Origin of the sequence: Sphingopyxis sp. PET50 (assembly GCF_025244705.1) — a bacterium.
In the GTDB taxonomy this organism is placed as follows: Bacteria; Pseudomonadota; Alphaproteobacteria; order Sphingomonadales; family Sphingomonadaceae; genus Sphingopyxis.
Map to the genome: position 1 here is coordinate 2,941,777 of NZ_CP104207.1, position 23,181 is coordinate 2,964,957.

Annotated in this window: 20 protein-coding genes and 7 pseudogenes; 20 read left to right on the forward strand and 7 right to left on the reverse strand. The window is 66.5% G+C overall.

Features of this window, described 5'->3' with window-relative positions; translation table 11 throughout:
• Positions 1–24: 24 nt before the first annotated feature.
• The 10 genes and pseudogenes from N0A20_RS15555 (at position 25) to N0A20_RS15600 (ending at position 6,609) form a co-directional block, all read left to right on the forward strand.
• On the forward strand, positions 25–801 hold the full coding sequence (locus N0A20_RS15555) for an alpha/beta hydrolase (RefSeq protein ID WP_260581251.1): 777 nt from the start codon (positions 25–27) through the stop codon (positions 799–801).
• Positions 802–1,056: 255 nt separating this feature from the next.
• A complete protein-coding gene (locus tag N0A20_RS15560) occupies positions 1,057–1,368 on the forward strand; it encodes a PGPGW domain-containing protein (protein ID WP_260581252.1) in 312 nt (103 codons plus the stop codon).
• A 101-nt stretch (positions 1,369–1,469) separates the two neighbouring features.
• Positions 1,470–1,604, forward strand: a complete 135-nt coding sequence (rpmH, locus tag N0A20_RS15565) for a 50S ribosomal protein L34 (protein ID WP_003046693.1) — start codon at positions 1,470–1,472, stop codon at positions 1,602–1,604.
• A gap of 80 nt (positions 1,605–1,684) precedes the next feature.
• A pseudogene (locus tag N0A20_RS20260) lies at positions 1,685–1,759 on the forward strand (ribonuclease P protein component); the annotation flags it as partial.
• A 359-nt stretch (positions 1,760–2,118) separates the two neighbouring features.
• Positions 2,119–2,331, forward strand: a complete 213-nt coding sequence (gene yidD, locus N0A20_RS15575) for a membrane protein insertion efficiency factor YidD (protein ID WP_260581253.1) — start codon at positions 2,119–2,121, stop codon at positions 2,329–2,331.
• Positions 2,332–2,364: 33 nt separating this feature from the next.
• A pseudogene (gene yidC, locus N0A20_RS15580) lies at positions 2,365–4,120 on the forward strand (membrane protein insertase YidC).
• Positions 4,121–4,231: 111 nt separating this feature from the next.
• Positions 4,232–4,878 (forward strand): annotated as a pseudogene (gene yihA, locus N0A20_RS15585) (ribosome biogenesis GTP-binding protein YihA/YsxC).
• 191 nt (positions 4,879–5,069) lie between these two features.
• The gene (locus tag N0A20_RS15590) at positions 5,070–5,738 is read left to right on the forward strand and encodes a glutathione S-transferase family protein (RefSeq protein WP_260581254.1); all 669 of its coding nucleotides are present in this window, start codon (positions 5,070–5,072) and stop codon (positions 5,736–5,738) included.
• 62 nt (positions 5,739–5,800) lie between these two features.
• Positions 5,801–5,983, forward strand: a complete 183-nt coding sequence (locus tag N0A20_RS15595) for a hypothetical protein (protein WP_260581255.1) — start codon at positions 5,801–5,803, stop codon at positions 5,981–5,983.
• Positions 5,950–6,609 carry a hypothetical protein gene (locus tag N0A20_RS15600; protein ID WP_260581257.1) on the forward strand — a complete coding sequence of 220 codons (660 nt, stop codon included), beginning with the start codon at positions 5,950–5,952 and terminating at the stop codon, positions 6,607–6,609. Before N0A20_RS15595 ends, N0A20_RS15600 begins: the two co-directional genes overlap by 34 nt.
• Here N0A20_RS15600 and N0A20_RS15605 read toward each other — a convergent pair.
• On the reverse strand, positions 6,548–7,015 hold the full coding sequence (locus N0A20_RS15605; protein ID WP_260581258.1) for a cupin domain-containing protein: 468 nt from the start codon (positions 7,013–7,015) through the stop codon (positions 6,548–6,550). The two genes, N0A20_RS15600 and N0A20_RS15605, sit on opposite strands and share 62 nt — an antisense overlap.
• Positions 7,016–7,260: 245 nt before the next feature.
• Between N0A20_RS15605 and dapE the strand changes: the two genes are divergently transcribed.
• Entirely contained in the window at positions 7,261–8,391 is a 1,131-nt protein-coding gene (gene dapE, locus N0A20_RS15610) for a succinyl-diaminopimelate desuccinylase (protein ID WP_260581259.1), read from the forward strand.
• Between the two features lie 225 nt (positions 8,392–8,616).
• On the opposite strand, the gene N0A20_RS15615 is transcribed toward dapE, so the two are convergent.
• The 3 genes and pseudogenes from N0A20_RS15615 to N0A20_RS15625 all read right to left on the reverse strand — a co-directional run bounded on the left by N0A20_RS15615 (position 8,617) and on the right by N0A20_RS15625 (position 11,455).
• Positions 8,617–9,186, reverse strand: a complete 570-nt coding sequence (locus N0A20_RS15615) for a Smr/MutS family protein (RefSeq protein ID WP_260581260.1) — start codon at positions 9,184–9,186, stop codon at positions 8,617–8,619.
• A 1-nt stretch (position 9,187) separates the two neighbouring features.
• Positions 9,188–10,586: pseudogene (locus N0A20_RS15620) on the reverse strand (murein transglycosylase A).
• Positions 10,587–10,740: 154 nt separating this feature from the next.
• Positions 10,741–11,455 (reverse strand): annotated as a pseudogene (locus N0A20_RS15625) (Tim44/TimA family putative adaptor protein).
• Positions 11,456–11,672: 217 nt separating this feature from the next.
• Between N0A20_RS15625 and secB the strand changes: the two are divergent.
• The 4 genes from secB to N0A20_RS15645 all read left to right on the forward strand — a co-directional run bounded on the left by secB (position 11,673) and on the right by N0A20_RS15645 (position 15,938).
• A complete protein-coding gene (gene secB, locus N0A20_RS15630; RefSeq protein WP_260581261.1) occupies positions 11,673–12,185 on the forward strand; it encodes a protein-export chaperone SecB in 513 nt (170 codons plus the stop codon).
• Between the two features lie 141 nt (positions 12,186–12,326).
• On the forward strand, positions 12,327–13,919 hold the full coding sequence (murJ, locus tag N0A20_RS15635) for a murein biosynthesis integral membrane protein MurJ (RefSeq protein WP_260581262.1): 1,593 nt from the start codon (positions 12,327–12,329) through the stop codon (positions 13,917–13,919).
• Between the two features lie 3 nt (positions 13,920–13,922).
• The gene (gene trpS / locus N0A20_RS15640; protein WP_260581263.1) at positions 13,923–14,921 is read left to right on the forward strand and encodes a tryptophan--tRNA ligase; all 999 of its coding nucleotides are present in this window, start codon (positions 13,923–13,925) and stop codon (positions 14,919–14,921) included.
• A gap of 327 nt (positions 14,922–15,248) precedes the next feature.
• Positions 15,249–15,938, forward strand: coding sequence for a DUF4136 domain-containing protein (locus N0A20_RS15645; RefSeq protein WP_260583929.1), 690 nt, complete (start codon positions 15,249–15,251; stop codon positions 15,936–15,938).
• Between the two features lie 401 nt (positions 15,939–16,339).
• On the opposite strand, the gene dnaA is transcribed toward N0A20_RS15645, so the two are convergent.
• The 3 genes from dnaA to mutM all read right to left on the reverse strand — a co-directional run bounded on the left by dnaA (position 16,340) and on the right by mutM (position 19,628).
• Positions 16,340–17,701 carry a chromosomal replication initiator protein DnaA gene (gene dnaA, locus N0A20_RS15650; RefSeq protein WP_260581264.1) on the reverse strand — a complete coding sequence of 454 codons (1,362 nt, stop codon included), beginning with the start codon at positions 17,699–17,701 and terminating at the stop codon, positions 16,340–16,342.
• Positions 17,702–18,232: 531 nt separating this feature from the next.
• Entirely contained in the window at positions 18,233–18,496 is a 264-nt protein-coding gene (gene rpsT, locus N0A20_RS15655; RefSeq protein WP_077147797.1) for a 30S ribosomal protein S20, read from the reverse strand.
• Between the two features lie 316 nt (positions 18,497–18,812).
• Positions 18,813–19,628: a bifunctional DNA-formamidopyrimidine glycosylase/DNA-(apurinic or apyrimidinic site) lyase gene (mutM, locus tag N0A20_RS15660; RefSeq protein WP_260581265.1), complete on the reverse strand. Its 816-nt coding sequence runs from the start codon at positions 19,626–19,628 to the stop codon at positions 18,813–18,815.
• 93 nt (positions 19,629–19,721) lie between these two features.
• Here mutM and N0A20_RS15665 point away from each other — a divergent pair, with 93 nt between their 5' ends.
• The 5 genes and pseudogenes from N0A20_RS15665 to N0A20_RS15690 all read left to right on the forward strand — a co-directional run bounded on the left by N0A20_RS15665 (position 19,722) and on the right by N0A20_RS15690 (position 23,181).
• The gene (locus N0A20_RS15665) at positions 19,722–20,459 is read left to right on the forward strand and encodes a class I SAM-dependent methyltransferase (RefSeq protein WP_260581266.1); all 738 of its coding nucleotides are present in this window, start codon (positions 19,722–19,724) and stop codon (positions 20,457–20,459) included.
• A 139-nt stretch (positions 20,460–20,598) separates the two neighbouring features.
• On the forward strand, positions 20,599–22,143 hold the full coding sequence (ubiB, locus tag N0A20_RS15670; protein WP_260581268.1) for a 2-polyprenylphenol 6-hydroxylase: 1,545 nt from the start codon (positions 20,599–20,601) through the stop codon (positions 22,141–22,143).
• A 53-nt stretch (positions 22,144–22,196) separates the two neighbouring features.
• A complete protein-coding gene (locus N0A20_RS15675) occupies positions 22,197–22,523 on the forward strand; it encodes a hypothetical protein (protein WP_260581269.1) in 327 nt (108 codons plus the stop codon).
• Positions 22,524–22,680: 157 nt separating this feature from the next.
• Positions 22,681–22,884 (forward strand): annotated as a pseudogene (locus N0A20_RS15680) (type II toxin-antitoxin system CcdA family antitoxin); the annotation flags it as partial.
• Positions 22,884–23,181 (forward strand): annotated as a pseudogene (locus N0A20_RS15690) (CcdB family protein). The pseudogenes N0A20_RS15680 and N0A20_RS15690, both read left to right, overlap by 1 nt.

The following is a 23,181-nucleotide window of genomic DNA, read 5'->3' on the forward strand; positions in this document are numbered from 1 at the left end:
TCCCGCGCGCGCGAAAGCGGTGGCATGGTTTCGCCGTCCGCCCTTGTCCGCACGCTGATCGCCCTGCTGTTCGCGGGCGTGCTGGCGTTCGCGCCGGCGCACGCGCAGCAGGTCGTCACCGTCACCACGACGACGGTGACCTGGACCTATGCGACCGGCGGCGATGATGGCGACTTTATCGACGAGGATGAAGCGTTGCTCGACGATGATGCGCTGGCCGCCGATCCTGATCCGGGAGCGACGCGGCGCTATGCGCCCTCGACCCAGCTCCCGACACTCGGGCGGGCGAAGGCGAGCTTCGGGCCCTTTTCGGTGATCGACGCCACCACCGTCCGCATGGCGGGCGACGTCGACGCCGCGACGCCGCGCCAGTTCGCCGCGATGATGGCCGCCTATCCGACGCTGAAGCGGATCGAGATGGTCGATTGCCCCGGCAGCCTCGACGAGGCGGCGAACCTGATTCTCGCGCGCGCGATCCGCCGCGCCGGCATGGAGACGGTGGTGCCGCGGGGCGGATCGGTGCGATCGGGCGCGGTCGAGCTGTGGATGGCGGGGGTCCGGCGCAGCGCCGCCCCCGACGCCGAATTCGGCGTCCACAGCTGGGCCGACGAATATGGCCGCGAGGCGCGCGACTATCCGGAAAGCGACCCGGTGCACGCCGAATATCTTTCCTATTACCGCGAAATGGGGCTCGACGACGCCAAGGCGCGCGCCTTTTATGCGATGACCAACGCGACGCCGTTCGACGATGTGCGCTATCTGACGCGCGACGACATGGCGCGGTACGTCACCCTCAACTGATACCAAAGCCCCTCCCCTTCAGGAGTGTCAGGTCGGTCATGCCCCCGGCATGACCTAAACCGTCCGGGGGACGGTTTACCTGACACTGGGTTGCGGTGGGGGCTTGCGGGATAGCGCAAGGCCGCGAAACCCCACCCGCTGCGACTAACGAACAAGTTCGCAAGTCTCGCTGCCCTCCCCTGAAGGGGAGGGGGAGGAGGGTCGAAGGCTGTTTTGTCCTTGTAACACGCCTGCCGCTTTCCCACATCGCCCCGCATGGCGGAGCGCAGCCTTTACCAGCGATTGCGGTCGAACGCGCAGGTTCGGCTGAGCCTGTTCTGCCTCGGCATCCTGCTGATGGTCGTCGCGGTGATCATCGGGCCGCTGCCCGGCCCCGGCTTCCTGATCGTCTTTCCGGTGGGCCTGATGCTGTGCCTGCAGAACAGCGCCTGGGCGAAGCGCCGCTATGTGCGGTTCAAGCGGCGGCACCCGCGTTACGGCGGCTGGGCCGACCGGGTGATGCGCCGGGTAAGCGCGGCGCGGCGGCGGGCGCGCGAGCGGATCGAAAGCGCGCTGGATGACGATTGACTTTCGCCCGAATCCTGCCTATTCGCGCCCCCACTGGCGGCCGCCCGCGTTTGGCGGCCCTTTTTCGTTAGAACGATCGAAGAGATTTAGGGACAACCGCGATGAAGCGTACCTATCAACCGAGCCGCCTCGTGCGCAAGCGCCGTCACGGTTTCCGCGCCCGCAAGGCGACCGTCGGCGGCCGCAAGGTCCTCGCCGCCCGCCGCGCCCGCGGCCGCAAGAAGCTGTCGGCCTGACGGCCACCGGTGCGCCGCCCGTGCGCACCCTCAGCAAACGCAGCGAATTTCTGGCCGCCAACCGCGGCCTGCGCTTTCCCATGCCCGGATTCGTCCTGCTGGTGCATCCGCGCGGCGACGATGATGCCGGCATGGGCGTCGGATATACGGTCAGCAAGAGGGTCGGCAACGCCGTCACGCGCAACCGGATGAAGCGCGCAGCTGCGCGCGCTTTGCCGCGCCGCGCTGCCCGAATCGGGGATCGCGGGGGCGAACCATGTGCTGATCGGCCGGCCGGGCAGCAACGACATCGTCTTCGCCGACCTCGGCGAGCAGCTGGACACGGCGCTGGCGCGCGCCGCGAAGAAGCTGGCGAAATGAACGATTGTCCGCTTCCTCTCTTTCCTCGTCACCCCGGACTTGATCCGGGGTCCCGCTTTGCCACATCGCCGAGCGGGACCCCGGATCAGGTCCGGGGTGACGATGGGAAAACAGGATTCGCGAATGAAGTTGTGCAGTTTTCCGGGCTTTTCGCATGATCGCCAAGCTGCTCATCCTGATCGCGCGCGGCTGGCAATTGGGTCCCTCGCGCATCCTGCCTCCCACGTGCCGCTATGCCCCGTCGTGCAGCGCCTATGCGATCGAGGCGCTGCGGAAATATGGCGCGATCAAGGGTGGCTGGATCGCGACAAAGCGGCTATTGCGCTGCCATCCTTGGGGCGGCCACGGCTACGACCCCGTCCCATAATCCCCGATTAGACACGAAGAGAGACCAACCAGCGTGGACGACAAGCGTAACTGGATCACGGCATTGCTGCTGTCGGCGGCCATATTGCTGGGCTGGAATTTCGTCGCGGCGCGATTTCTCCCGACTCCCGCCAAACCCGACGTGACCAAGACCGTCGCGGGCACCGAGGCCGCGACGGCACCCGCACCGGGAAGCGCCGAACCCGCCCTGCCCGGCCAGCCCGCCGCGCCGGCCCCGGCGTCGCCCGAGACAACGGTGCTGCGCCCGGTCGAGACGGTGCTGGCCGAGGGGCAGCGCATCCCGATCGAAACCCCGAAACTGGCGGGATCGATCAATCTGGTCGGTGCGCGCATCGACGACATCACGCTCACCCGATATCGCCAGACGATCAAGAAGAACTCGCCCCCGTCCGCCTGTTCGCGCCCGGCGGGACGAAAGCGGCCTATTTCGCGAGCCCCGTCTGGTCGGCGCAGGGCGTCGCGGTGCCGGGATCGACGACCGTGTGGACCGCGAGCGGGACCAAGCTGACCCCGACGACGCCGGTGACGCTGAGCTGGGACAATGGCGCCGGGCAGAGTTTTCGCATCGAATACAGCATCGACAGCGACTATCTGATCACCGCGAAGCAGACGATCGCCAACACGGGCACCACGCCCGTCGCGGTGCGCAGCGGCGCCTATATCGACCGCACCGGCAAACCGACCGATCCGCACGAGCAGGACAGCTGGACGATCCACGTCGGCCCGACCGGCTATCTCGACGCCAAGTCGAACTTCACCAATTATGACGAGGTTGAAGAGGCGCCGGGGCAGACGCTGTCCTATAAAGCGGCGGGCTGGCTGGGCTTCACCGACAAATATTGGCTGGCGGCGGTCATCCCCGCGAAGGGCGAGAAGGTGTCGGCGGCGTTCAACGCGCTGCCCGGCGACCGCTATCGCGCCGCCTTTGCCGCCAATCCGGTGCAGGTCGCGCCGGGGCGCCAGGCGACGACGACGAGCCGCATCTTCATGCGGCGCCAAGGAAGTCCGCACGCTGTCGGCCTATCAGGACGATCAGGGCATCACCCGCCTGTCGAACGCGATCGACTGGGGCTGGTTCGAATTTTTCGAGGTGCCGATCTTCAAGCTGCTCGACTGGCTGTTCCGCCAGGTCGGCAATTTCGGCGTCGCGATCATGGCGCTGACGCTGATCATCCGGCTGCTGATGTTCCCGATCGCGCAGCGGCAGTTCCACTCCATGGCGCAGATGCGCCTGGTGCAGCCCAAGATGAAGGCGCTGCAGGAGAAATATAAGGACGACAAGCCGAAGCAGCAGCAGGAGTTGATGAAGCTCTACAAGGACGAGAAGATCAACCCGCTCGTCGGCTGCCTGCCAATCGTGATCCAGATTCCGATCTTTTACGCGCTCTACAAGGTGCTGATGCTGACGATCGAAATGCGGCACCAGCCCTTTGCGCTGTGGATCAAGGATCTGTCGGCGCCCGACCCGCTGCACATATTGAACCTGTTCGGCCTGCTGCCCTTCACCCCGCCGTCGATCCTGGGCATCGGCGTGATGGCGGTGATCCTGGGCATCACCATGTGGCTGCAGTTCCGCCTGAACCCGCCGCTGCGCCGACCCGGTACAGGCGCAGGTGTTCAAGATCATGCCGTGGATGTTCATGTTCATCATGGCGCCGTTCGCCGCTGGCCTGCTGCTCTACTGGATCACCAACAACCTGCTGTCGATCGCGCAGCAGCAATATATGTATAGCAAGTTCCCGGCGCTGAGGACGGCGGCGGCGAAATGACCTCACCAGCGGCTCTTTTGGGTGTGCCCCCGCGCAGGCGGGGGCCCATCACCTGCCGCCGAAACCCGAAACGAGCGGAGATGGACCCCTGCCTGCGCAGGGGTACGGCTTATGACTGAAACGATGGATGAAGATCGCCCCGAGCGCGCGCGCAAGCTGTTCGCGGGACCGATCGCCTTTCTGAAATCGGCCCCGGCGCTGCAGCATCTGCCGCCGCTGCGGCCGCGCCCGAGATCGCCTTCGCGGGCCGGTCGAACGTCGGCAAATCGTCGCTGCTCAACGCGCTGACGGGGCGTAACAGCCTCGCGCGCACGTCGGTGACGCCGGGGCGGACACAGGAACTCAACTATTTCGATGTGGGATCGCCCTTGGTGTTCCGGCTGGTCGATATGCCGGGTTACGGTTTCGCCAAGGCGCCCAAGGATGTCGTCAAAAAATGGCGTTTCCTGATCAACGACTATCTGCGCGGCCGCGCCGTGCTTAAACGCACGCTGGTGCTGATCGACAGCCGCCACGGGATCAAGGACGTCGATCGCGAGGTGCTCGAAATGCTCGACGTCGCGGCGGTGAGCTATCGTATCGTGCTGACCAAGGCCGACAAGGTGAAGGCGACCGACCTCGCCGCGGTGCTGGCGGCGACCGAGGCCGAGGCAAGGAAGCATCCGGCGGCGCACCCGCAGGTGATCGTGACGAGCAGCGAAAAGGGCATGGGCATCGCCGAGCTGCGCACGGCGGTGCTGGAGGCGGTGGAGAGTTAGTATCCTCTCCCCTTGCGGGAGAGGATAGTGCAGGTTGCGGACTTGTCCGCTACCGGAACTTGGAGAGGGGGTGCGGCCCGCCGGGCCGCGCGAGCCCAAGGCTCGCATCACCCTCTCCCAGCTTCGACTAGCCAGCAAGCTGGCAAGTCTACACAACCCTCCCCCGTCAAGGGGGAGGGAGGAGAGTTTGGATGAAACTGTTCATCGGCAACAAGGCCTATTCGAGCTGGAGCCTGCGGGGCTGGCTGGCGGCCAGGCACAGCGGGCTGACCTTCGAGGAAGTCACCGTCCCGCTCTATGACGAGGACTGGTCGAACCGGCGCGAGGGCGACGAGTTCGCGCCGTCGGGGGGCAAGGTGCCGATCCTGTGGGACGGCGACGACATTGTCGTGTGGGACAGCCTGGCGATCGTCGATTATCTCAACGAAAAGACCGATGGCACGCGCGGTTACTGGCCCGGGGATATGGCGGCGCGCGCGATGGCGCGGTCGATGGCGGCGGAAATGCATTCGAGCTTCGCCGCGCTGCGCCGCAACCACAGCATGAACATCCGCCGCATCTATCCGGCCGCCGAACTGCTGCCCGAGGTGCAGGCCGATGTCGTGCGCATCCTGCAGATCTGGGCCGAGGCGCGGGCGCGCTTCGGCGGCGAGGGCGATTTCCTCTTCGGCGACTGGTCGGCGGTCGACATGATGTTCGCGCCGGTGGTGACGCGCTTCATCACTTACTCGATTCCCTTGCCGCGCTTCGCCCTGCCCTATTGCCAGGCGGTGATCAGCCACCCGCACATGCAGGAGTGGATCGGCGGCGCGCAGGCCGAGGACTGGGTGATCGAGCAGTTCGAGAAGGCCGAGGGCTGAGGTGTCACCGCGATGAACGCGGCGTTCAGTTGGCGCTGTCGCCCGTGCGTTAAAGAACACGCATGAAACGCATGCTCATCGCCGCCACCCTTGCGCTCGGCGCCGCCGTCGTGGCCGCCGCCGCGCCCGCCGCATCCGAATGGGAAATCGGCCCGGTGATCCGCGGCAAGAATTATTCGGTGAACATGCCGCTCGGCGCCAAAACCCGAACGTGGCGGCGGCTGGTCGTTCGACTTTCCGGCTAGGCAGCAAGGCGGCGGGGCATGTCCATTATGTGACCTTCCGCCCCGGAACGCTGGCAGGCAAGTCGTGGATCGTCGTGCGTTACCGGGTCGATGCCAGGGCGGGCACGCGTTTCGTGCCGCAGGCGAACCCCGACCGCGCGGGCACGGTGTCGCTCTATCTCCAGCGGCGCGGCGACGATTGGAACGCGCGCGGGCGCTATCAATATTATCGCTGGTACGCGCCCGCCGCTTCGGTGCGCGAGCTGGCGCCGGGCGCCGGCGAAATCAGCGTGCGGCTGGACGATCCGCAGTGGATTTCGGTGCTGGGACAGCCGTCGGCCGATTATCCGGGGGCGATGGCCGAAGCATTGGCCGATGTCGAGCGCGTCGGGCTGGTGTTCGGATCGTCGAACGCGCGCGGGCACGGCGTCTATGCAACCGCGCTAGGCAAAATTCACGCTGACGGCGTTCCGGGTGGAATAAAGCTCGTCATTGCGACCCCGGCGAAGGCCGGGGAAGCAATCCAGAGCGGTTTACGCTACTCTGGATTGCCGCGTCGCCTTCGGCTCCTCGCAATGACGAGCCCTAGGGAATCCGCTTGGCCGGATAGGGCGTGCCGTCCTTGTGGAAATAGCCGTCGGGCGTGAACAGCATGTCGATGTCCGAATAGCCGCCGCCGATGTCATATTTCGCGCCGCCGCCGAGCGCGACGAGCACGCAGTCGGCACCCGATTCGTTGACCAGGTGGTGGCCGTTGGTGCTGCCCTTGGGCCAGACCGCGATGTCGCCGGGGCGCATCGGATATCGCCCGTCATCCTCGATCAAAACGGCTTCGCCCGCGATCATGATGACCATCTCGTCCTCGCCGTCGTGCCAGTGGCGCTGCGACGACATGGCGCCGGGTTTGAGCACCACATGGCTGGCGGCGAAATCGCTGAGGCCCGTGGCGGGCGCGAGACGGCGGTACCAGCGGCCCTGCACCGCCTGGTCGAAGGGGGCCGGGTAGCCGGTGGCGTTGGTTTGCGGGATGGCGTCGAGATCGAGCTTGGGCATGGCGCAGTCCTTTTGCGGCGCGTGTTGAGGCACCGTCGTGTCGATTTGTTTCGCACAAAGCCACGAAGCCACAAAGGGAGATGCTCAGCCATGATCGCATAAAGGTGCCGCGAAGCGCCTTCAAATGGCCGCCTGCGGCGGCAAGCGGACTGGACGGCCTGACCGCCCTCTTCGTGGCTTTGTGGCTTTGTGCGAGATATTTCTCCATCTCGACTAAGCACCGCGCCAGAGCGTATGGCGCAGCCATGAGCCTCGACCCCGTAGATCTCGCCACGGCGCTGATCGCCGCGCCCTCCGTCACCCCGGCGACGGGCGTAGTGTTCGACGTGCTGGAAGCCGCGCTGACCCCGCTGGGCTTTAGCGTCGAGCGCTTCATCGACGGGATCGAGCCCGACGGGCCGGTCGAGAATCTGCTCGCGGTGCGCGCGGGCGGCGGGCCGAGGCATTTCGGTTTTGCGGGGCATCTCGACGTCGTGCCGCCAGGCGTCGGCTGGACGGGCGACGCCTTTGATCCGCAAGTGCGCGGCGACCTGCTCTATGGGCGCGGCGCGGTCGACATGAAGGGGGCGATCGCCGCCTTCGCCGCCGCCGCGGCCGCGACCCCGCAAGCGGCGGGGACGATCAGCCTGATCATCACCGGCGACGAGGAAGGGCCCGCTATCTTCGGCACCCGCGCGCTGATGGCGCATATGGACGCGCGCGGCGTCCGCCCCGACATGATCGTCGTCGGCGAGCCGACCTCGGTGAACCGGCTCGGCGACATGGTGAAGATCGGGCGGCGCGGTTCGGTCAACATCTGGATCGACGTGCCGGGCACGCAGGGGCATGTCGCCTATCCGCACCTCGCCGACAATCCGATCCCCAAGCTTGTCAAGATATTGGCGGCGATCGACGCGGTGGCGCTGGACGAAGGAAACGACTGGTTCCAGCCGTCGAACATCGAATTCACCGACGTCGAGGTCGGCAATGGCGCGACCAACGTCATCCCCGCGTCGGCGCGCGCGCGGCTGTCGATCCGCTTCAACGATGCGCACAAGGGCGCCGATCTGGTCGCGATGATCGAAGGCATCGCGCACGGGATCGAGCCCGGGGCCAGGGTGTTGGGCAAGATATCGGGCGAAGCCTTTCTGACTCCGCCGGGCGAGCTGTCGGGACTGGTCGCCGAGGCGATCCGGGCCGAGACCGGGCTGACCCCCGACATGTCGACGACGGGGGGCACATCGGACGCGCGCTTCCTGCATGCGCTGTGCCCGGTGGTCGAATTCGGGCTGACCAATGCGACGATGCACAAGCTCGACGAGGCGGTGGCGGTCGAGGATCTGCACCGGCTGACGGCGATCTATCGCGGGATTTTGGTGCGGGCACTGGCGGGCTGAAAATATCTCACGCAAAGGCGCAAAGACGCCAAGAAGAATAATCTCACACAAAGACACGAAGAGGGCGCACCCCATAGCTGAGCGTCGCCCGTCGCCGCAGGCGACCTTCCATAAGGCGCTTCGCGCGATCCTGGAGCAGCGGTGCGGGAGAAGGCTGTCCTCTTTGTGTCTTTGTGCGAGACCCTCTTTCTTGTCTTCTTCGCGCTTTTGCGCCTTTGCGTGAAACTATTCCTCGCGCCCTCGCCGCAGGATGACATAGACCGCCCCCGCGCCGCCGTGGCTGATGTGCGCGGGGCGGAGCGCGACGATCCGGTCGGCGTAGGGCGAATAGGCCAGCCAGTCGGGAAGCGCGGCGCGGATGGCGCCGCGCGGGCGGGGCTGCCCGTGCATCACCGGCAGGCGGTCGGCGCCGGGGCGGAGGCGGCCCGCGACGATGAGCAGCACGCGCGCGCCGCGGACGAGCGCGCGGTGGATGCTCTCGTCGAGCAGCGCCTGCGCCGAGGCGAGGCTGTGGCCGTGGAGATCGATGCTCATGTCAGGGCGAACGAGCCCCTTGCGCAGGCGGCGGTCCCAATGGCCGTCGAGCGTGGCCTGGCTGTGCGTGCGGCGCGGCGGCGGCAGCGGCGACGGCGGACGCGCGGCGGGCGGCGCGGTGATGCGCGGCTGGGCCTTGGGCGGTTTGACCGTCGGGGGAGCGTCAGGAATGATGGGCGCGGGGGTGCTCGCCAGCGGCTTCACCGTCGCCGCGACTTTTTTCCAGAGCGCCGACTCGTCGGGGGCGAGCCGCCGCGCCATGTCAGCGCCGGATCAGCCGCGCGATGCTGGCGCGCGGGAGGAGGAGCAGCGCCGAGCCGCGTCCCGACATGCCGCCGGCGATCGCGCGCGCCTCGTTGCCCGAGCCCCAGAAGCTGTCGAAGCGGTTGGCGCCCCTGATCGCGCCGCCGGTGTCCTGCGCGATCCACAGGCCGTTCGGTTCGGCGCGGTCGAGCGAGAGAAAGACGGGGGCGCCGAGCGGCACATATTTGGGATCGGCGGCGACGCTGCTGCGCCCGGTCACCGGCACGCCCAAGGCGCCCAAGGGACCGGGGCCGGTGATTTCGCGGAAGAAGACCCAGCTGGGATTCTCGTTCATCACCGCGGCGCCGCGCACGGGGTCGGCGCGCAGATAATCGAGGATGCCCTGCATCGAGGTCTGCCCGGACTTCAGCTCGCCGCGGTCGGCAAGCAATTTGCCGATGCCGACATAGTCGCGCCCGTTCTGCGCGTCGTAACCGATGCGCATGATGCCGCCGTCGGGAAGGCGCAGGCGGCCCGAGCCCTGGATCTGGAGGAAGAAGAATTCGGCGGCGTCGGCGGCCCAGGCGATTTCGAGCCCGCGCCCTTCGAGCGCGCCGCGTTCGATCGTCGCACGGTCGTAATAGCGCACGAAGTTGGTGCCCTCGACGCGGCCGCGAATCTTCTTGCCCTTGAGCTCGTCCGAGAATTGGCCGAGGTCGACGTCGATCAAGTCGGCGGGGCGGCGATAGATGGGGACGTCATAGCCCGCGCGCTTCGTCCGCGAGGCGGCGATTTCGGGTTCGTAATAGCCGGTGACGAACGCGGTGCCCGCGCCGACCTGTACCGTGCCGAAATAGCGGGCGAAGAAGGCCGATGCGTCGCTGTCGCGCCAGTCCTTCGCCGCGTTGCAGCTTTCGGTCCAGTCGGCATTCTGCGTCAGCCCGCTGGCGTCGGCGCGGCGTGTGACCGAGGGACAGCTCAGGCGGAAGGCGGCGAGCGCGGCGCTCGCCTGCGAGGCGGAGACGCCGAGGTCGGCAAATTCGGGACCCGCGACCACCCCGGCTTCGGCGGCGGTCGTCGCGCCTAGCCGGGACGGGCGGAGCGGCGAGCGGCGGATTGGGGGTCGCCGGGACCGGCTTCGCCGCGACGCTGCCGCTTTCGGACGGGCGCGGCGTATAGGGACGCGTTTCGCCCGTCGGTGTCGGGGTAGGCGCCGGCGTTGGAGCGGGAACCGGACGCGGCGCGGTTTCGACGCGCCCGCCGCCCGCGTCGGGAATCACCGACGAACAGGCCGACAGCAGCGCCAAGGAGGTGATGACGGCGAATCCGATCAGACGGCGACTTGTTGGCGCGATGGCAGCATTTATCGGATTCACCCGAAGACGCGAAGACGCGAAGAGATCAGCCGATGGCCGCATCCACGGCTTGCCGATTGCGCGAAGCGCCTTTTTCAACGTCGCCTGCGGCGACAAGGTGCCTGCGAAAAGCTCGCCCGGCCTCTTCGCGCCTTCGCGTCTTCGCGTGAAATTTTTTCCGGCAAGAAAAACCCGCCCGCGCATTTCGGTCACGGGATCAGGCGGATTCGGCTTCGTCGAGCAGCCAGTTGGGATCGTTGCTGCCGATCTGGCGGCGGAAGGTCCACAGATCGTTGGTTTCGGTCGCGTCGATCATCGAGCTCGGCGATCATATTGCCCTCGGCGTCGCGGGTCACCGCGCTGATGTCGGCGCGGTAACGGACGGTGACGCGCGCCTCGCCGCCCGACAGTTCGACCGCGGTGATCCTGGCCGAATCGATGCCGACGAGGCGGTTGTCGAGCCGTTCGCCCCGCGCCTCGCGCGCGTCGATCGCATCGGCGAAGCCTTCATAGCTGTCCTGGTCGCACAGGTCGCGCAACGTGTCGCGGTCGCCCGCCCAATAGGCTTCGAGAATCATGCGATAGGCGGCTTCGGCGCCCTCCATGAAGCGGTCGGCGTCGAAATTGCGGTCGGCGGCGAGCAGCGCGCGCAGCCCCGCCTCAGCCGCGGGTTCGTAGACCAGGCCCGATGTGTCGGCGCCGCCGCCCTGCGGCGCGGGGGCGGCGTCGGCCTCGTCGAGGCGCACCGGCGCGGGGGCCGTCCGCTCGTCGCGGCGCGGCAGCACGGGTTCCTGTTCGTGGCCCGTGCGCTTTCCGAGCACCGAATAGAGCCGCATGCCGAGGAAGGCGGCAATCATGGCAAGCAGGACGATCGAAATGGCTGTCACGGGCTGAAGTCCAATATGGTCTCGGGATAGTCGCACCGAATACATAGGCCATCGGCGGCCATGTTTCAAATCACCATGGCCGCAGCCACGGGGCGGGTCAATCCTTGCGCAACGCCGCACGCGCCGGAAGGGTTGCGCTCCCGCGCCCATTGTGCTGCCCGCCCGCCGCTGCTAAGCGCCGCCCCAACCGCCCGCGGCGCCCGATCGAGATTGCGGAACCGCAGGAGACATTCACGAGACGACAGGGAAAGCAAGACCGACCATGGCCGACGAAACCACGCCCGAATTCACCCCCGAAACCTTGTCCAACGGCGAGGACAATCTGCCCGCGATCGGACTGATTTCGCAATATGTAAAGGATCTGTCGTTCGAGAATCCGAACGCGCCGGCGATCTTCCAGGTGCAGGACGCGCCGCAGATCGACGTCCAGTTCAACATCGGCGCCGACAATGTCGGCGACGGCCTGTTCGAAGTGTCGCTGAAGATCGACGTCACGTCGAAGACGGGCGAGCTGACCGCGTTCGTCGTCGACCTGAAATATGCCGGCCTGTTCGGGGTGCGCAACGTGCCCGAAGACCAGCTGCAGCCCTTTTTCCTGGCCGAAGCGCCGCGCATCCTGTTCCCCTTCGCGCGCCGCATCGTCGCCGACGTCGTGCGCGACGGCGGTTTCCCGCCGCTGCTGCTCGAACCGATCGATTTCCACGGCCTGTTCCAGCAGCAGCTGACGGCGCGCGACGCCGAACAGGCGGGCGACGTGGTGGTCGGTCAGGCCTGATCGCTCTGAATACCCCTCGTCATTGCGAGGGCCGAAGGCCCGCGGCAATCCAGAGTGGCGCAAAACCGCCCTGGATTGCTTCGCTCCGCTCGCAATGACGAAATTTGTGGGTCGCGGACTCCCGTTCGCCAAGCGCACCGCATGAGCAGCCTCGTCAAAAGCGTCGGCACGATCGGCGGGCTGACGATGGTCAGCCGCCTGTTCGGTTTCGCGCGCGACATGCTGCTCGCGCGCGTGCTCGGCGCGGGGCTGGCGGCCGACGCCTTCCAGCTCGCCTTTACCCTGCCCAACACCTTTCGCCGCCTGTTCGCCGAGGGCGCCTTTTCGGTCGCCTTCGTGCCGATGTACAGCCGCGCGCTGCACGGGGACGGCGGCGAGGAGGCCGCGGCGAAATTCGCCGACGATGTGCTTGCCGTGTTCCTGTGGGTGCTGCTGGCCTTTTCCGCCGTCGCGATGATCGCCATGCCGGGGATCGTCTGGGTGCTGGCGCGCGAATTTCTGACGGTTCCCGGCAAGTTCGAGCTCGCGGTGTTTCTGAGCCGCATCACCTTTCCCTATCTGGGGCTGGTCAGCCTGGTGGCGATGCTGTCGGGGCTGCTCAACGCGCGCTCGCGCTTCGCGCCGGGCGCGGCGGCGCCGGTGCTGCTCAACATCGTGCTGATCGCGGGGATATTGATCGGTGCCGAAATCCGCGGCGACGCGGGCGACGACCGCATCGTCGCGCTGGCGCTTGCCATCTCGGTCGCCGCGGCGGGGGTGGTCCAGCTCGCCTATCTGTGGCGGGCGGTGCGGAAAGCCGGGCTGAAACTGCATGTCCGCCTGCCCAAATTCACCCCCGAGGTGAAAAGGCTGGGGATGCTGATCCTGCCCGCGACCTTCGGCGCCGGCATCTATCAGATCAGCCAGTTCGTCGACACCTTCTTTGCCACCAGCCTGCCGCAGGGGTCGCTGACCCTGCTTAAGCTCGCCGACCGGCTGAACCAGTTGCCGCTCGGCATCGTCGGCATCGCGCTCGGCACCGCGATATTGCCGATGCTGGCGCGGCATATCCACAGCGACGACACCGCCGAGGCGCAAAGGCTGCAGAGCAATGCGTTCGAGATCGCGACGCTGCTGACCCTGCCCGCCGCCGCCGCGCTGGCGATCTGCGCCCCCGCCTTTACCGCCGCCTTCTTCGTCGGGGGCAAGTTCACCGCGGCCGACGGCGCGCTGATGGCGCAAATCGTCGTCGCGCTGGTCGCCGGCCTGCCCGCCTATGTGATCGTGAAAATCCTGAACCCCGGTTTTTTCGCGCGCGAGGATACGAAGACGCCGGTGTGGACCGCGCTTGCCTCGCTGATCGTCAATATCGGGATCAACCTTTATGTCGTCGAACGCTATGGGATCGTCGGGCTCGCCGGCGCCACCGCGGCATCGGCCTCGCTCAACTGCCTGCTGCTCTATGTCATCCTGCACCGGCGCGGCTGGTTCCATTTCACCGCGCAGCTCGGCGCGCGCATTTTGCGCCAGCTGGTCGCGGTCGCGGCGATGGCGGCGCTGCTGTGGTGGCTGATGCCGAAGCTGCAGGATTATTATGCTGGGTCGGTGATCGAGCGCATCGCCTCGCTCGGCGCGCTGTGCGTCGCGGGGGGCGCGGTCTTCTTTGCCGCCGCTTTCCTCGTCGGCGCGCTTGACAAGGATCTGATCGCCATGCTGACGCGGCGGCGCGCGAAACCCGTGCTTCAAGAGGAATAGATCATGCGGACGTTATCGGGCATCCAGCCCACCGGAAATTTGCACCTGGGCAATTATCTGGGCGCGATCCGCAACTGGGTGCGCATGCAGGACGAGATGGAGGGCGAGAAGCTCTATTTCCTTGCCGACCTGCACGCGATCACGGTGCACAACGACCCCGCCGAGCTGACCGCGAACACGCGCGAGATGGCAGCGGCGCTGATGGCGGCGGGGATCGACCCCGAACGGTCGATCCTGTTCAACCAGGCGCGCGTCCCCGCGCATGCCGAGCTGGCGTGGCTCTTGTTCTGCACCGCGCGGATCGGCTGGCTCAATCGCATGACGCAGTTCAAGGAAAAGTCGGGCAAGAACCGCGAGGGCGCGAGCGTCGGGCTTTACGCCTATCCGGTGCTGCAGGCGGCCGACGTGCTGCTGTACCAGACGACGCATGTGCCGGTCGGCGACGACCAGAAGCAGCATCTGGAACTGGCGCGCGACGTCGCGACCAAGTTCAACCTCGACACCGGGACCGAGACCTTCACCCTGCCCGAACCGACGATCCCGCCGACGGCGGCGCGGATCATGAGCCTGCGCGACGGGTCGGCGAAGATGTCGAAGTCGGACCCGAGCGATGCGAGCCGGATCAACTTGGTCGACGACGCCGACACGATCATGGCGAAGATCCGCAAGGCCAGGACCGACGCCGAACCGCTGCCGTCCGAGGCGGCGGGGCTGGCGGGGCGGCCCGAGGCGGCGAACCTCGTCGCCATCTACGCCGCGATGGCCGACGAGAGCGTCGATGCGGTGCTGGCGCGTTTCGGCGGGCAGGGCTTCGGCGCGTTCAAGCCGGCGCTCGGCGAGTTGCTGGTCGAGACGCTGACCCCGATCGCGACGCGATTGAACGCGCTCAAGGCCGATACGGCGGCGATCGACGCGGCGATCGAGGCCGGGGCCGAACGGGCGAAGGCGCTGGCGCAACCGACGCTCGACGCGGCCTATGCAGCGCTGGGGCTGTGCCGATAGAGAGGGTAGGGGTCCTATACCTGCGGACCCCCTCAATCCGTTTGTGCTGAGCTTGTCGAAGCACCGTTCTTCTTCTTGTGACGCCAATAGGAAGAACGGCCCTTCGACAAGCTCAGGGCGAACGGATCGGATTTAGAGCGTGATGAAGTCGGCGCGCGAAGCCGCCTGCGCGCGGTGCGAAATTCTTGTTTTTGCGAGCGCGCACGCCATATCATGCACCGGAACCGGTTGCGACGGGGTGAGTTCAACCAAGGTTAAGTCGCATCGGCATAGTCATGCTATAAAGGGCGGCGTGCGCGCGCGCCGACTCACGGAGCGAAGACGATGATGAACAAGAGCAAATTCCGCCGGTTGAGCCTTGCCGCGCTGACCGCCGCGACGCTGGCGGTCGCCGGCTGCGCCACCCCCTTCCGCGCCGACGTCGCGCGCTTCCAGACCCAGCTTCCGGCGCCGCAGGGCCAGAGCTTCACCGTCGAGGCCGGCAATCCCGCGCTCGCCGGCGGGATCGAGTTCGGCCAATATGCGAACCTGGTCGCCGGCGAGCTGACCCGCTTCGGCTATCGCCCCGCGGCCCCCGGCGAACGCCCCGACATGGTCGTGCGCCTGGGCTACGACATCGACAAGGGGCGCGAGCGCGTGCGCAGCACCGGTTTCGGCGATCCCTGGTACGGCGGCTATTACGGCCGCGGCTTTTACGGCCCGCCGGTGATCGTGCGCGGCCGCGGCGGGCGCCGCTTCGTCTACGGCTATCGCGATCCCTTCCTGTGGGGCGGGTTCGGGCCGGGTTTCGGCTATAACGACATCGAAAGCTACACCGTCTACACCAGCGGGCTCGACCTGCAGATCAGCCGCGCGTCGGACGGCTACCGCCTGTTCGAGGGCCGCGCCGAGGCGCAGTCGCGAGACAACAACCTCCAGACGATCGTCCCCAATCTGGTCGAGGCGATGTTCACCGGCTTTCCCGGCAATTCGGGCGAGAAGGTGCGGATCACCGTGGCGCCGCCCGAGAAGGGGTGAAGCCCGTAAACGAACGGCAAAGGCCCGCCTTCCATCCGGACGGCGGGCCTTTTTATTTTCGCAGATGGTGCGGCGTAGCAAAGGAAGGCGAGCCCCTGGCCGAAGATGGCGGCGAAATATATTTCGCACAAAGGCACAAAGGCACGAAGATGTCGTGTTGAACGCTAAGCGGCTTCATTCTTCTGACATTTCGGCAGGACGCGGCGATAATGAAGAAGCGGCCTTGCGGCCGTGAACCAGCCCCTTCGTGCCTTTGTGCCTTTGTGCGAAACAAAAAATCCCGACCGGCCGATCTTGAACGAACCCATCTGCGCACAGCAACCCGCAGGGCCAACGACCGGCGGCGTCCCGATCAGCCGGGCGTGTGCAAGTCCGGGGATAAACCCGGTAAAAACGGTGGATCAGCTGTTGAGGCTGCGTCGGATCGCGGCGATTTCGGCGTCGAGTTCGCTGTCGCTGACGCGCAGCGCCTCGACCGTGCGTACCGCGTGGATCACCGTCGAATGATCGCGCCCGCCGAAGCGGCGGCCGATTTCGGGGTAGGAACGGGGAGTCAGTTCCTTCGCCAGATACATCGCGACCTGACGCGGACGCGCGATCGCGCGGACGCGGCGCTTCGAGGCCATTTCCGATTTGTCGAGCTTGTAATGCGCGCAGACCGCGCGCTGGATCTCGTCGATCGTGATGCGCGGGCGGGCGCTGCGGACATTTTCGGCGAGCCGGTCCTCGGCGAGCGCGAGGTCGATGCGCGCGCCGGTGAGCGCGGCATAGGCGAGCAATTTGTTGAGCGCGCCTTCGAGCTCGCGGATGTTGCGCGTGAAATGCTTGACCAGATAGGCGACGACATCGTCCGGCACCTCGACCATCGGCATCGCGGCGAGCCGCTGGCGGATGATGCGCTCGCGCAGATCGTCCTCGGGCGCCTCGATATCGGCGACCAGCCCGCCCGACAGCCGCGACAGCAGCCGCGCCTCGACCCCATCGAGCATCGCGGGCGGTCGGTCGGCGGTGACGACGAGGCGCTTGCCGACGGTCATCAGGTCGTCGATCGTGTGGAGCAGTTCCTCCTGCGTCGAATTCTTGCCGATCACGAATTGCAGATCGTCGAGCAGCAGCAGGTCGGCGGCGCGCAGCCGCGCCTTGAACGCCATCATGTCGCCGCCGCGCATCGCGCCGACGAATTCGAGCATGAATTTTTCCGCCGACATCAGGATGATCGTCGCGGTCGGGTGCGCTGCGGCATAATCCTGCGCGATCGCCTGAAGCAGGTGGGTCTTGCCCTGGCCGGTACCCGAGCAGAGGTAGAGCGGGTTGAACTGCGGCGCCTCGACCATCGCCATGCGGCGCGCGGCATTGGCGGCGAGGATGTTCGAGCGCGCGACGACGAACCGGTCGAACGACAGCCGCGGGTCGAAACCGAGCAGCGCCGGGTTCGCGGCGGGGGCGGGCGGCGCGTCGAAGGCGGACAGCGGCGGCTGGGCGAGAAGCGCGGCGCGGTCGCTCGCGGCGCTCGCCCCGCGCACGGTAACGCCGCGCACCGCGGGCAGCAGCTGGCGCCACGCGAGTTCGAGCCGGTCGCCGAAGCGTTCGTTGATCCAGTTGGCCGAGAAGCGGCTCGCGGCCTCGAGCGTGACGACGCCCGACAGGGTGCAATAGTCGGCGAAGCGCACCGGCTTCAGCCAATGGTCGAAGGTGCGCGCGCCGAGATCGCGGCGGAGCCCTTCGGCGACGCGCGGCCACAGCATCGCGACATCGCCGCTCATCGCCGTTTCTCCGTCACGCCGACCATCGCACTCCCCACCTGAAACCACGCCTGTCCCCCGATCACCCGGTCACCGGCAGGATCGCCGCCGCCGCCCACAGCTCCGCGCGCCCCGATCGCAGGACGCAGTTTCCCGTTCCGCGCAAGCAGCGAAGGACGGCGAATCATGTGATGTGGCGGCCAGCGGCGAAGGCCGATGACATCCTATGTCTAGGCAGGGGAAGCGGAGTCTATCAAGAGCCGCCGATGTAAAAATATTGAAATAAAAATCTTGACTCGCCAAGCACCCCGGATTCGCGCCAAATGGATAATTTTCCTATACTTTTCAGTATGTTATTTGTGACAATCCTGTCAGCAAGCAACGAATCGCGGTAAATCCGTCACTTACCGCGTTGCAACACTATTGCCACGGCGATGTCACAAAAGCACTCGCATGGCGGCGTCCCGAAATGGACACAAAAAGACCCGCGGGCGAGGTGCCGGCGGGTCTTTTCGAGTCGCGATGCGGCGCGGGGCCGAATCGGCCGAGCGGTCAGGCGATGGCGTTGACGCTCTTGGTCAGGCGCGAATATTTGCGCGCGACGGTGTTCTTGTGCAGCACGCCCTTGGCGACGCCGCGCGCCATTTCGGGCTGCGCGGCCTTCAGCGCGGCGGCGGCGGCGTCCTTGTCACCGGCGGCGACGGCATTCTCGACCTTCTTGACGAGGGTGCGGATGCGCGAGACGCGATTCTTGTTCACGATGGTGCGCGCGGTGTTGCGGCGGATGCGCTTTTTTGCCTGGGGCGTATTGGCCATAAATTCCTCGGTGTTCAAACAGTCAAAGTCGGTCGGAGCACAGCGTCACCGGAGCAGCCGAATCGCGCGAAACGGGCGAATCAATGTCCGGATACGGCCGGTTCCGGAACACCGGACCCTGCTCGAAGGGTGCGCCCATAGCCAGCAAGGCGGCTTTGGTCAATGGTTTTCGGGGTAGAAAGACGATCCTCCCCCAGCGGGGGAGGGGGACCATGCGAAGCATGGTGGAGGGGCACAGGCCCGAATATGCTGCGTATGAGCGAGGGTGCCCCTCCACCACCTTCGGTGGTCCCCCTCCCCGTTCCGGGGAGGAACCTCAAAGTCGCTGGCATTTGGGGCAATAGAAGGTCGAGCGGCCCGCCTGGACGATGCGGACGATCGTGCCGCCGCACTCGCACGTCTCGCCCTCGCGGCCATAGACGCGCCAGTCCTTGGCGAAATAGCCGAGATCGCCCTCCGGACTCAGAAAGTCGCGTAGCGTCGAGCCGCCCGCGGCGATCGCGGCGGTGAGGACGTCCTTGATCGCGGGCACGAGCGAAGCGAGCTTCGCCTTCGAGACGTCGGCGGCGGGCTTTGCCGGGTGGATGCGCGCCATGTTGAGCGCCTCGCACACATAGATGTTGCCGAGCCCCGCGACCACCGTCTGGTCGAGCAGCATCGCCTTGACCGGGGCACGGCGGCCGGCGAGCGCCCTCGCGAGACAGGCGGCGTCGAAGGCATCGGACAAGGGTTCGGGGCCGAGCGTGACGAAGGCCGGAAACAGCGTCAGCGGATCGCCTGCGACGAGGTCGACCGAGCCGAAGCGGCGCGGGTCGTGCAGGAAGAGCCGGTGCCCCGCCCCGGTCTCGAGCAGCAGATGGTCGTGCTTGCCCGCCTCGCCGCCCTCGGTGCGCCAGCGTCCCGACATGCCGAGGTGGAAGATCATATGATCGTCGCGGTCGGTCGACACGATGCCATATTTGGCCCGCCGCGACAGGCGGGTGACAGTGGCACCGGTCAGCCGCTGCGCGAGGTCGGCGGGGAAGGCGCGGCGCAGGTCGGGGCGGAAGGTGATGACCGACGTCAGGCGCTGCCCTTCGAGAAAGGGCGCGAGGCCGCGGACGGTGGTTTCGACTTCGGGAAGCTCGGGCATATCGCGGGCCGGGCTACGCGCCATTTGCGCGGGCGGCAAGGCCCGGCTAAAGGCCGGTCGAATTTCGTTTCTCCCCGCAAAGGCGCATTCCTCATGGCCACCCCCGACACCGTCAGCTTCGGTTATGAACAGGTCCCCGCGACCGAGAAGACCGCGATGGTCGGCGAAGTGTTCAGCCGCGTCGCGCGCAAGTACGACATCATGAACGATGCGATGTCGGGCGGGCTGCACCGGCTGTGGAAGGACCGCTTCGTGCGCCGCGTGAAGCCGCGCGACGGCGAGGCGATCCTCGACATGGCGGGGGGCACCGGCGACATCGCGTTCCGCATGGAACCGTCGGGCGCGAGCATCACGGTCGCCGACATCAACCCCGACATGCTGGGCGTCGGCATGGAGCGCGCGGCGGCGCGCGGCATCGACAGCCTCGTCTGGTCGGAACAGAATGCCGAGAAGCTGAGCTTTCCCGGCCAGTTCTTCGACGCCTATACGATCGCCTTCGGCATCCGCAACGTTACCGACATCCCGGCGGCGCTGAAGGAAGCGCACCGCGTGCTGCGCTATGGCGGGCGCTTCTTCTGCCTCGAATTCTCGACCAACGAATGGCCGGGTTTCGCGCAGGCCTATGACGCCTATTCGCACCATCTGGTGCCGAAGCTTGGCAAGCTGATCGCGCAGGACGAGGACAGCTATCGGTATCTGATCGAATCGATCCGCCGTTTCCCGCCGATGCCCGAATTCGCGAAGATGATCGGCGCGGCGGGCTTCACGTCGGTGAAGGTCGAGCCGATCATGGGCGGGCTGGTCGCGATCCACAGCGGGTGGAAGGCGTGAGCGAGCCACATTTTTCTCCCCTCCCGCAGGCGGGAGGGGCCGGGGGTGGGCCAGCACCGTTGCATCCGCCCACCCCGCTGCAACTAGCGAGCAAGCTCGCAAGTCTCGCTGCCCCTCCCGCTTGCGGGAGAGGGCTGCGGTGACCCATCCCCTCACCCATATTTTTCGCCTGCTGAAGTGGGGCCGCATCCTCGCGCGTCATGGGGCGCTGCGCGGAATCGAGAGCGCACCCCAGACCCCGCCCGGCGTGAAGCGCCTGTGCCGAATCGCGCGGCTGGGCACGCTTCAGCCGAAAATCCCCGACTATGCCGCCGCCTTTCAGGCGATCGGTCCCGCCGCGGTCAAGCTGGGCCAGACGCTGGCGACGCGTCCGGACCTGGTCGGCGAGGAGGCGGCGCGCAACCTGCTGACGCTGCAGGACGCGCTGGCGCCGGTGCCGTTCGAGCGTATCCGGCAGGAAATCGAATTCACGTTCGAGGCGCCGCTCGAAAGCCTGTACAGCACATTCGACCCCGAGCCCGTCGGATCGGCATCGATCGCGCAGGTCCACCGCGCCGTGACCAGCGACGGGCGCACGGTCGCGGTCAAGGTGCGCCGTCCGGGCATCGACAAGCAGTTCGCGCGCGACATCGACACCTATGAATGGGCGGCGGCGCATCTGGAAGCGCTCGGCGGCGAGGCCAAAAGGCTGCGCCCGCGCGAGGTGATCGCCAATTTCCGCCGCTGGACGCTGCGCGAACTCGACCTCCGGCGCGAGGCGGCGTCGGCGTCCGAACTCGCTGAGGCGATGGCGGCGGTGCCGCATTACGAGGTTCCCGCGATCGACTGGGACCGCACCGCGAGCCGCGTGATGACGATGAGCTGGATCGACGGGATCAAGATTTCGCACCGCGACAGGCTGGTCGCCGCGGGGCACGACATGGAGGCGCTGTCGGCGAACCTCGTCAACGCCTTCCTGCGGCAGGCGATCGCCGAGGGTTTCTTTCACGCCGACATGCACCAGGGCAATTTGTTCGTGAAGGCCGACGGGACGATCGCCGCAGTCGATTTCGGCATCATGGGACGGATCAACCGGCAGGCGCGCTATTGGCTCGCCGAGATTCTCTATGGGCTCACCACCGGCAATTACCGCCGCGTCGCCGAAATCCATTTCGAGGCGCAATATGTGCCCGACTATCACAATGTCGAGGAGTTCGCGACGGCGCTGCGCGCGGTCGGCGAGCCGATGCGCGGCAAGCCGGTGAGCGAGCTCAGCGTCGGGCAGATGCTCGACGGGCTGTTCGCGATCACGCGCGATTTCGACATGCAGACGCAGCCGCACCTGCTGTTGCTCCAGAAAACGATGGTGATGGTCGAGGGCGTCGCGACGATGCTGAACCCGAAGATCAACATGTGGGACGTGTCGGGGCCGTTCGTGCGCGAATGGATTCGCGACGAACTGGGCCCCGAGGCCGCGCTGGCGGACGGTTTGCGCCAGCAGGGCAAGACGCTGGCGCTGATCCCCGACATCATCCGGCGGCTGGACGAGCAATTGCCGCGCAAGGGCGGCGCCCCGCCGGCGCCGCCGCTGCCCGAGATTCCGCTGATCGTGGGGAATGGGAAACCGTCGACATGGTGGCGCTATGCGCTGACCGCGCTGGTGGGCGCGGCGGCGGGGGTCGCGGGGGTGATGTGGCTCGGATAGACGTCGCGTACGGTGTCGGCGGAGCCACTTTCCTTGCCTCGATCGCGACAGGCATGCTCGCAACGCTTGGCATTTTTACGCTGTTTACGATCGAGATCGACGCTTTTCCTTTCGATATCGGCCAGTTTCTGGCGGCACTGGCGCTCGGTGGCGTAGTCGGTCTGTTTTTCGTCTGGCCCTTCTGTCTCGGCGCGACCGCCCTGGGCCTCGGCCTAGCCAGCCATCATGGCTGGGCGGCGCGGCGGCTGGCGTGGAGTAGCGTCGGCGCCGCGCTCGGCGCGCTGCCGATCGTCGTACTGACGATCGCCACGGGCGATTGGCACGCCAAGACGCTGGCGACTGCGGTATTGATGGGTGCCGTTCCCGGTGCTTTTGCTTAGCACACTCACGCACCGGCTCTTGCGGCTGCCGACAAGCCATCCGCTCCCCTTGCCAGATTGATCTGGAATGCGCATACTCCATGCGCAAGGAGAATGGCGATGAACCGGCTTAGCGCGATTCGAAGGACCCAAGAAAGCGGCCCCCAAAAAGCCGACCAATGTGTCGCTGAGCGCCGAGCTGGTCGAGGAAGCCAGGAAGCTCGGTATCAACGTAAGCGAGGCTTGCCAATCAGGGCTGGCCGCCCAGGTCAAGAAGGCGCGCGAAGCAGCGTGGAAAGAGGAAAATCGCGCGGCGATCGAGAGCTGGAACGACTATACCCGGAAACATGGTCTGCCGCTGGCCAAATATCGACTGTTCTGATGCCGCAGTTCGACGTTCACCAAAGTCTCGACGGTGCCGACCTGCTGCTCGATTGTCAAAGCGACCTGCTCGACCACTTCGATACCCGTTTCGTCATTCCGCTGGTTCCATCACAAACCGCGCAGAAACTGTCGCGCCTGCACCCCGTTTTCGAAATCGACGGCTCAGCAGCATGTCCTCGCAACACAATTGGCGTCCGCGGTTGATTCGAAGGAACTGGGCGCGCGCGTCACATCGCTCGCCGACCAACGCTATGACATATTGAACGCGCTCGACATGCTGGTGACGGGAGTTTGA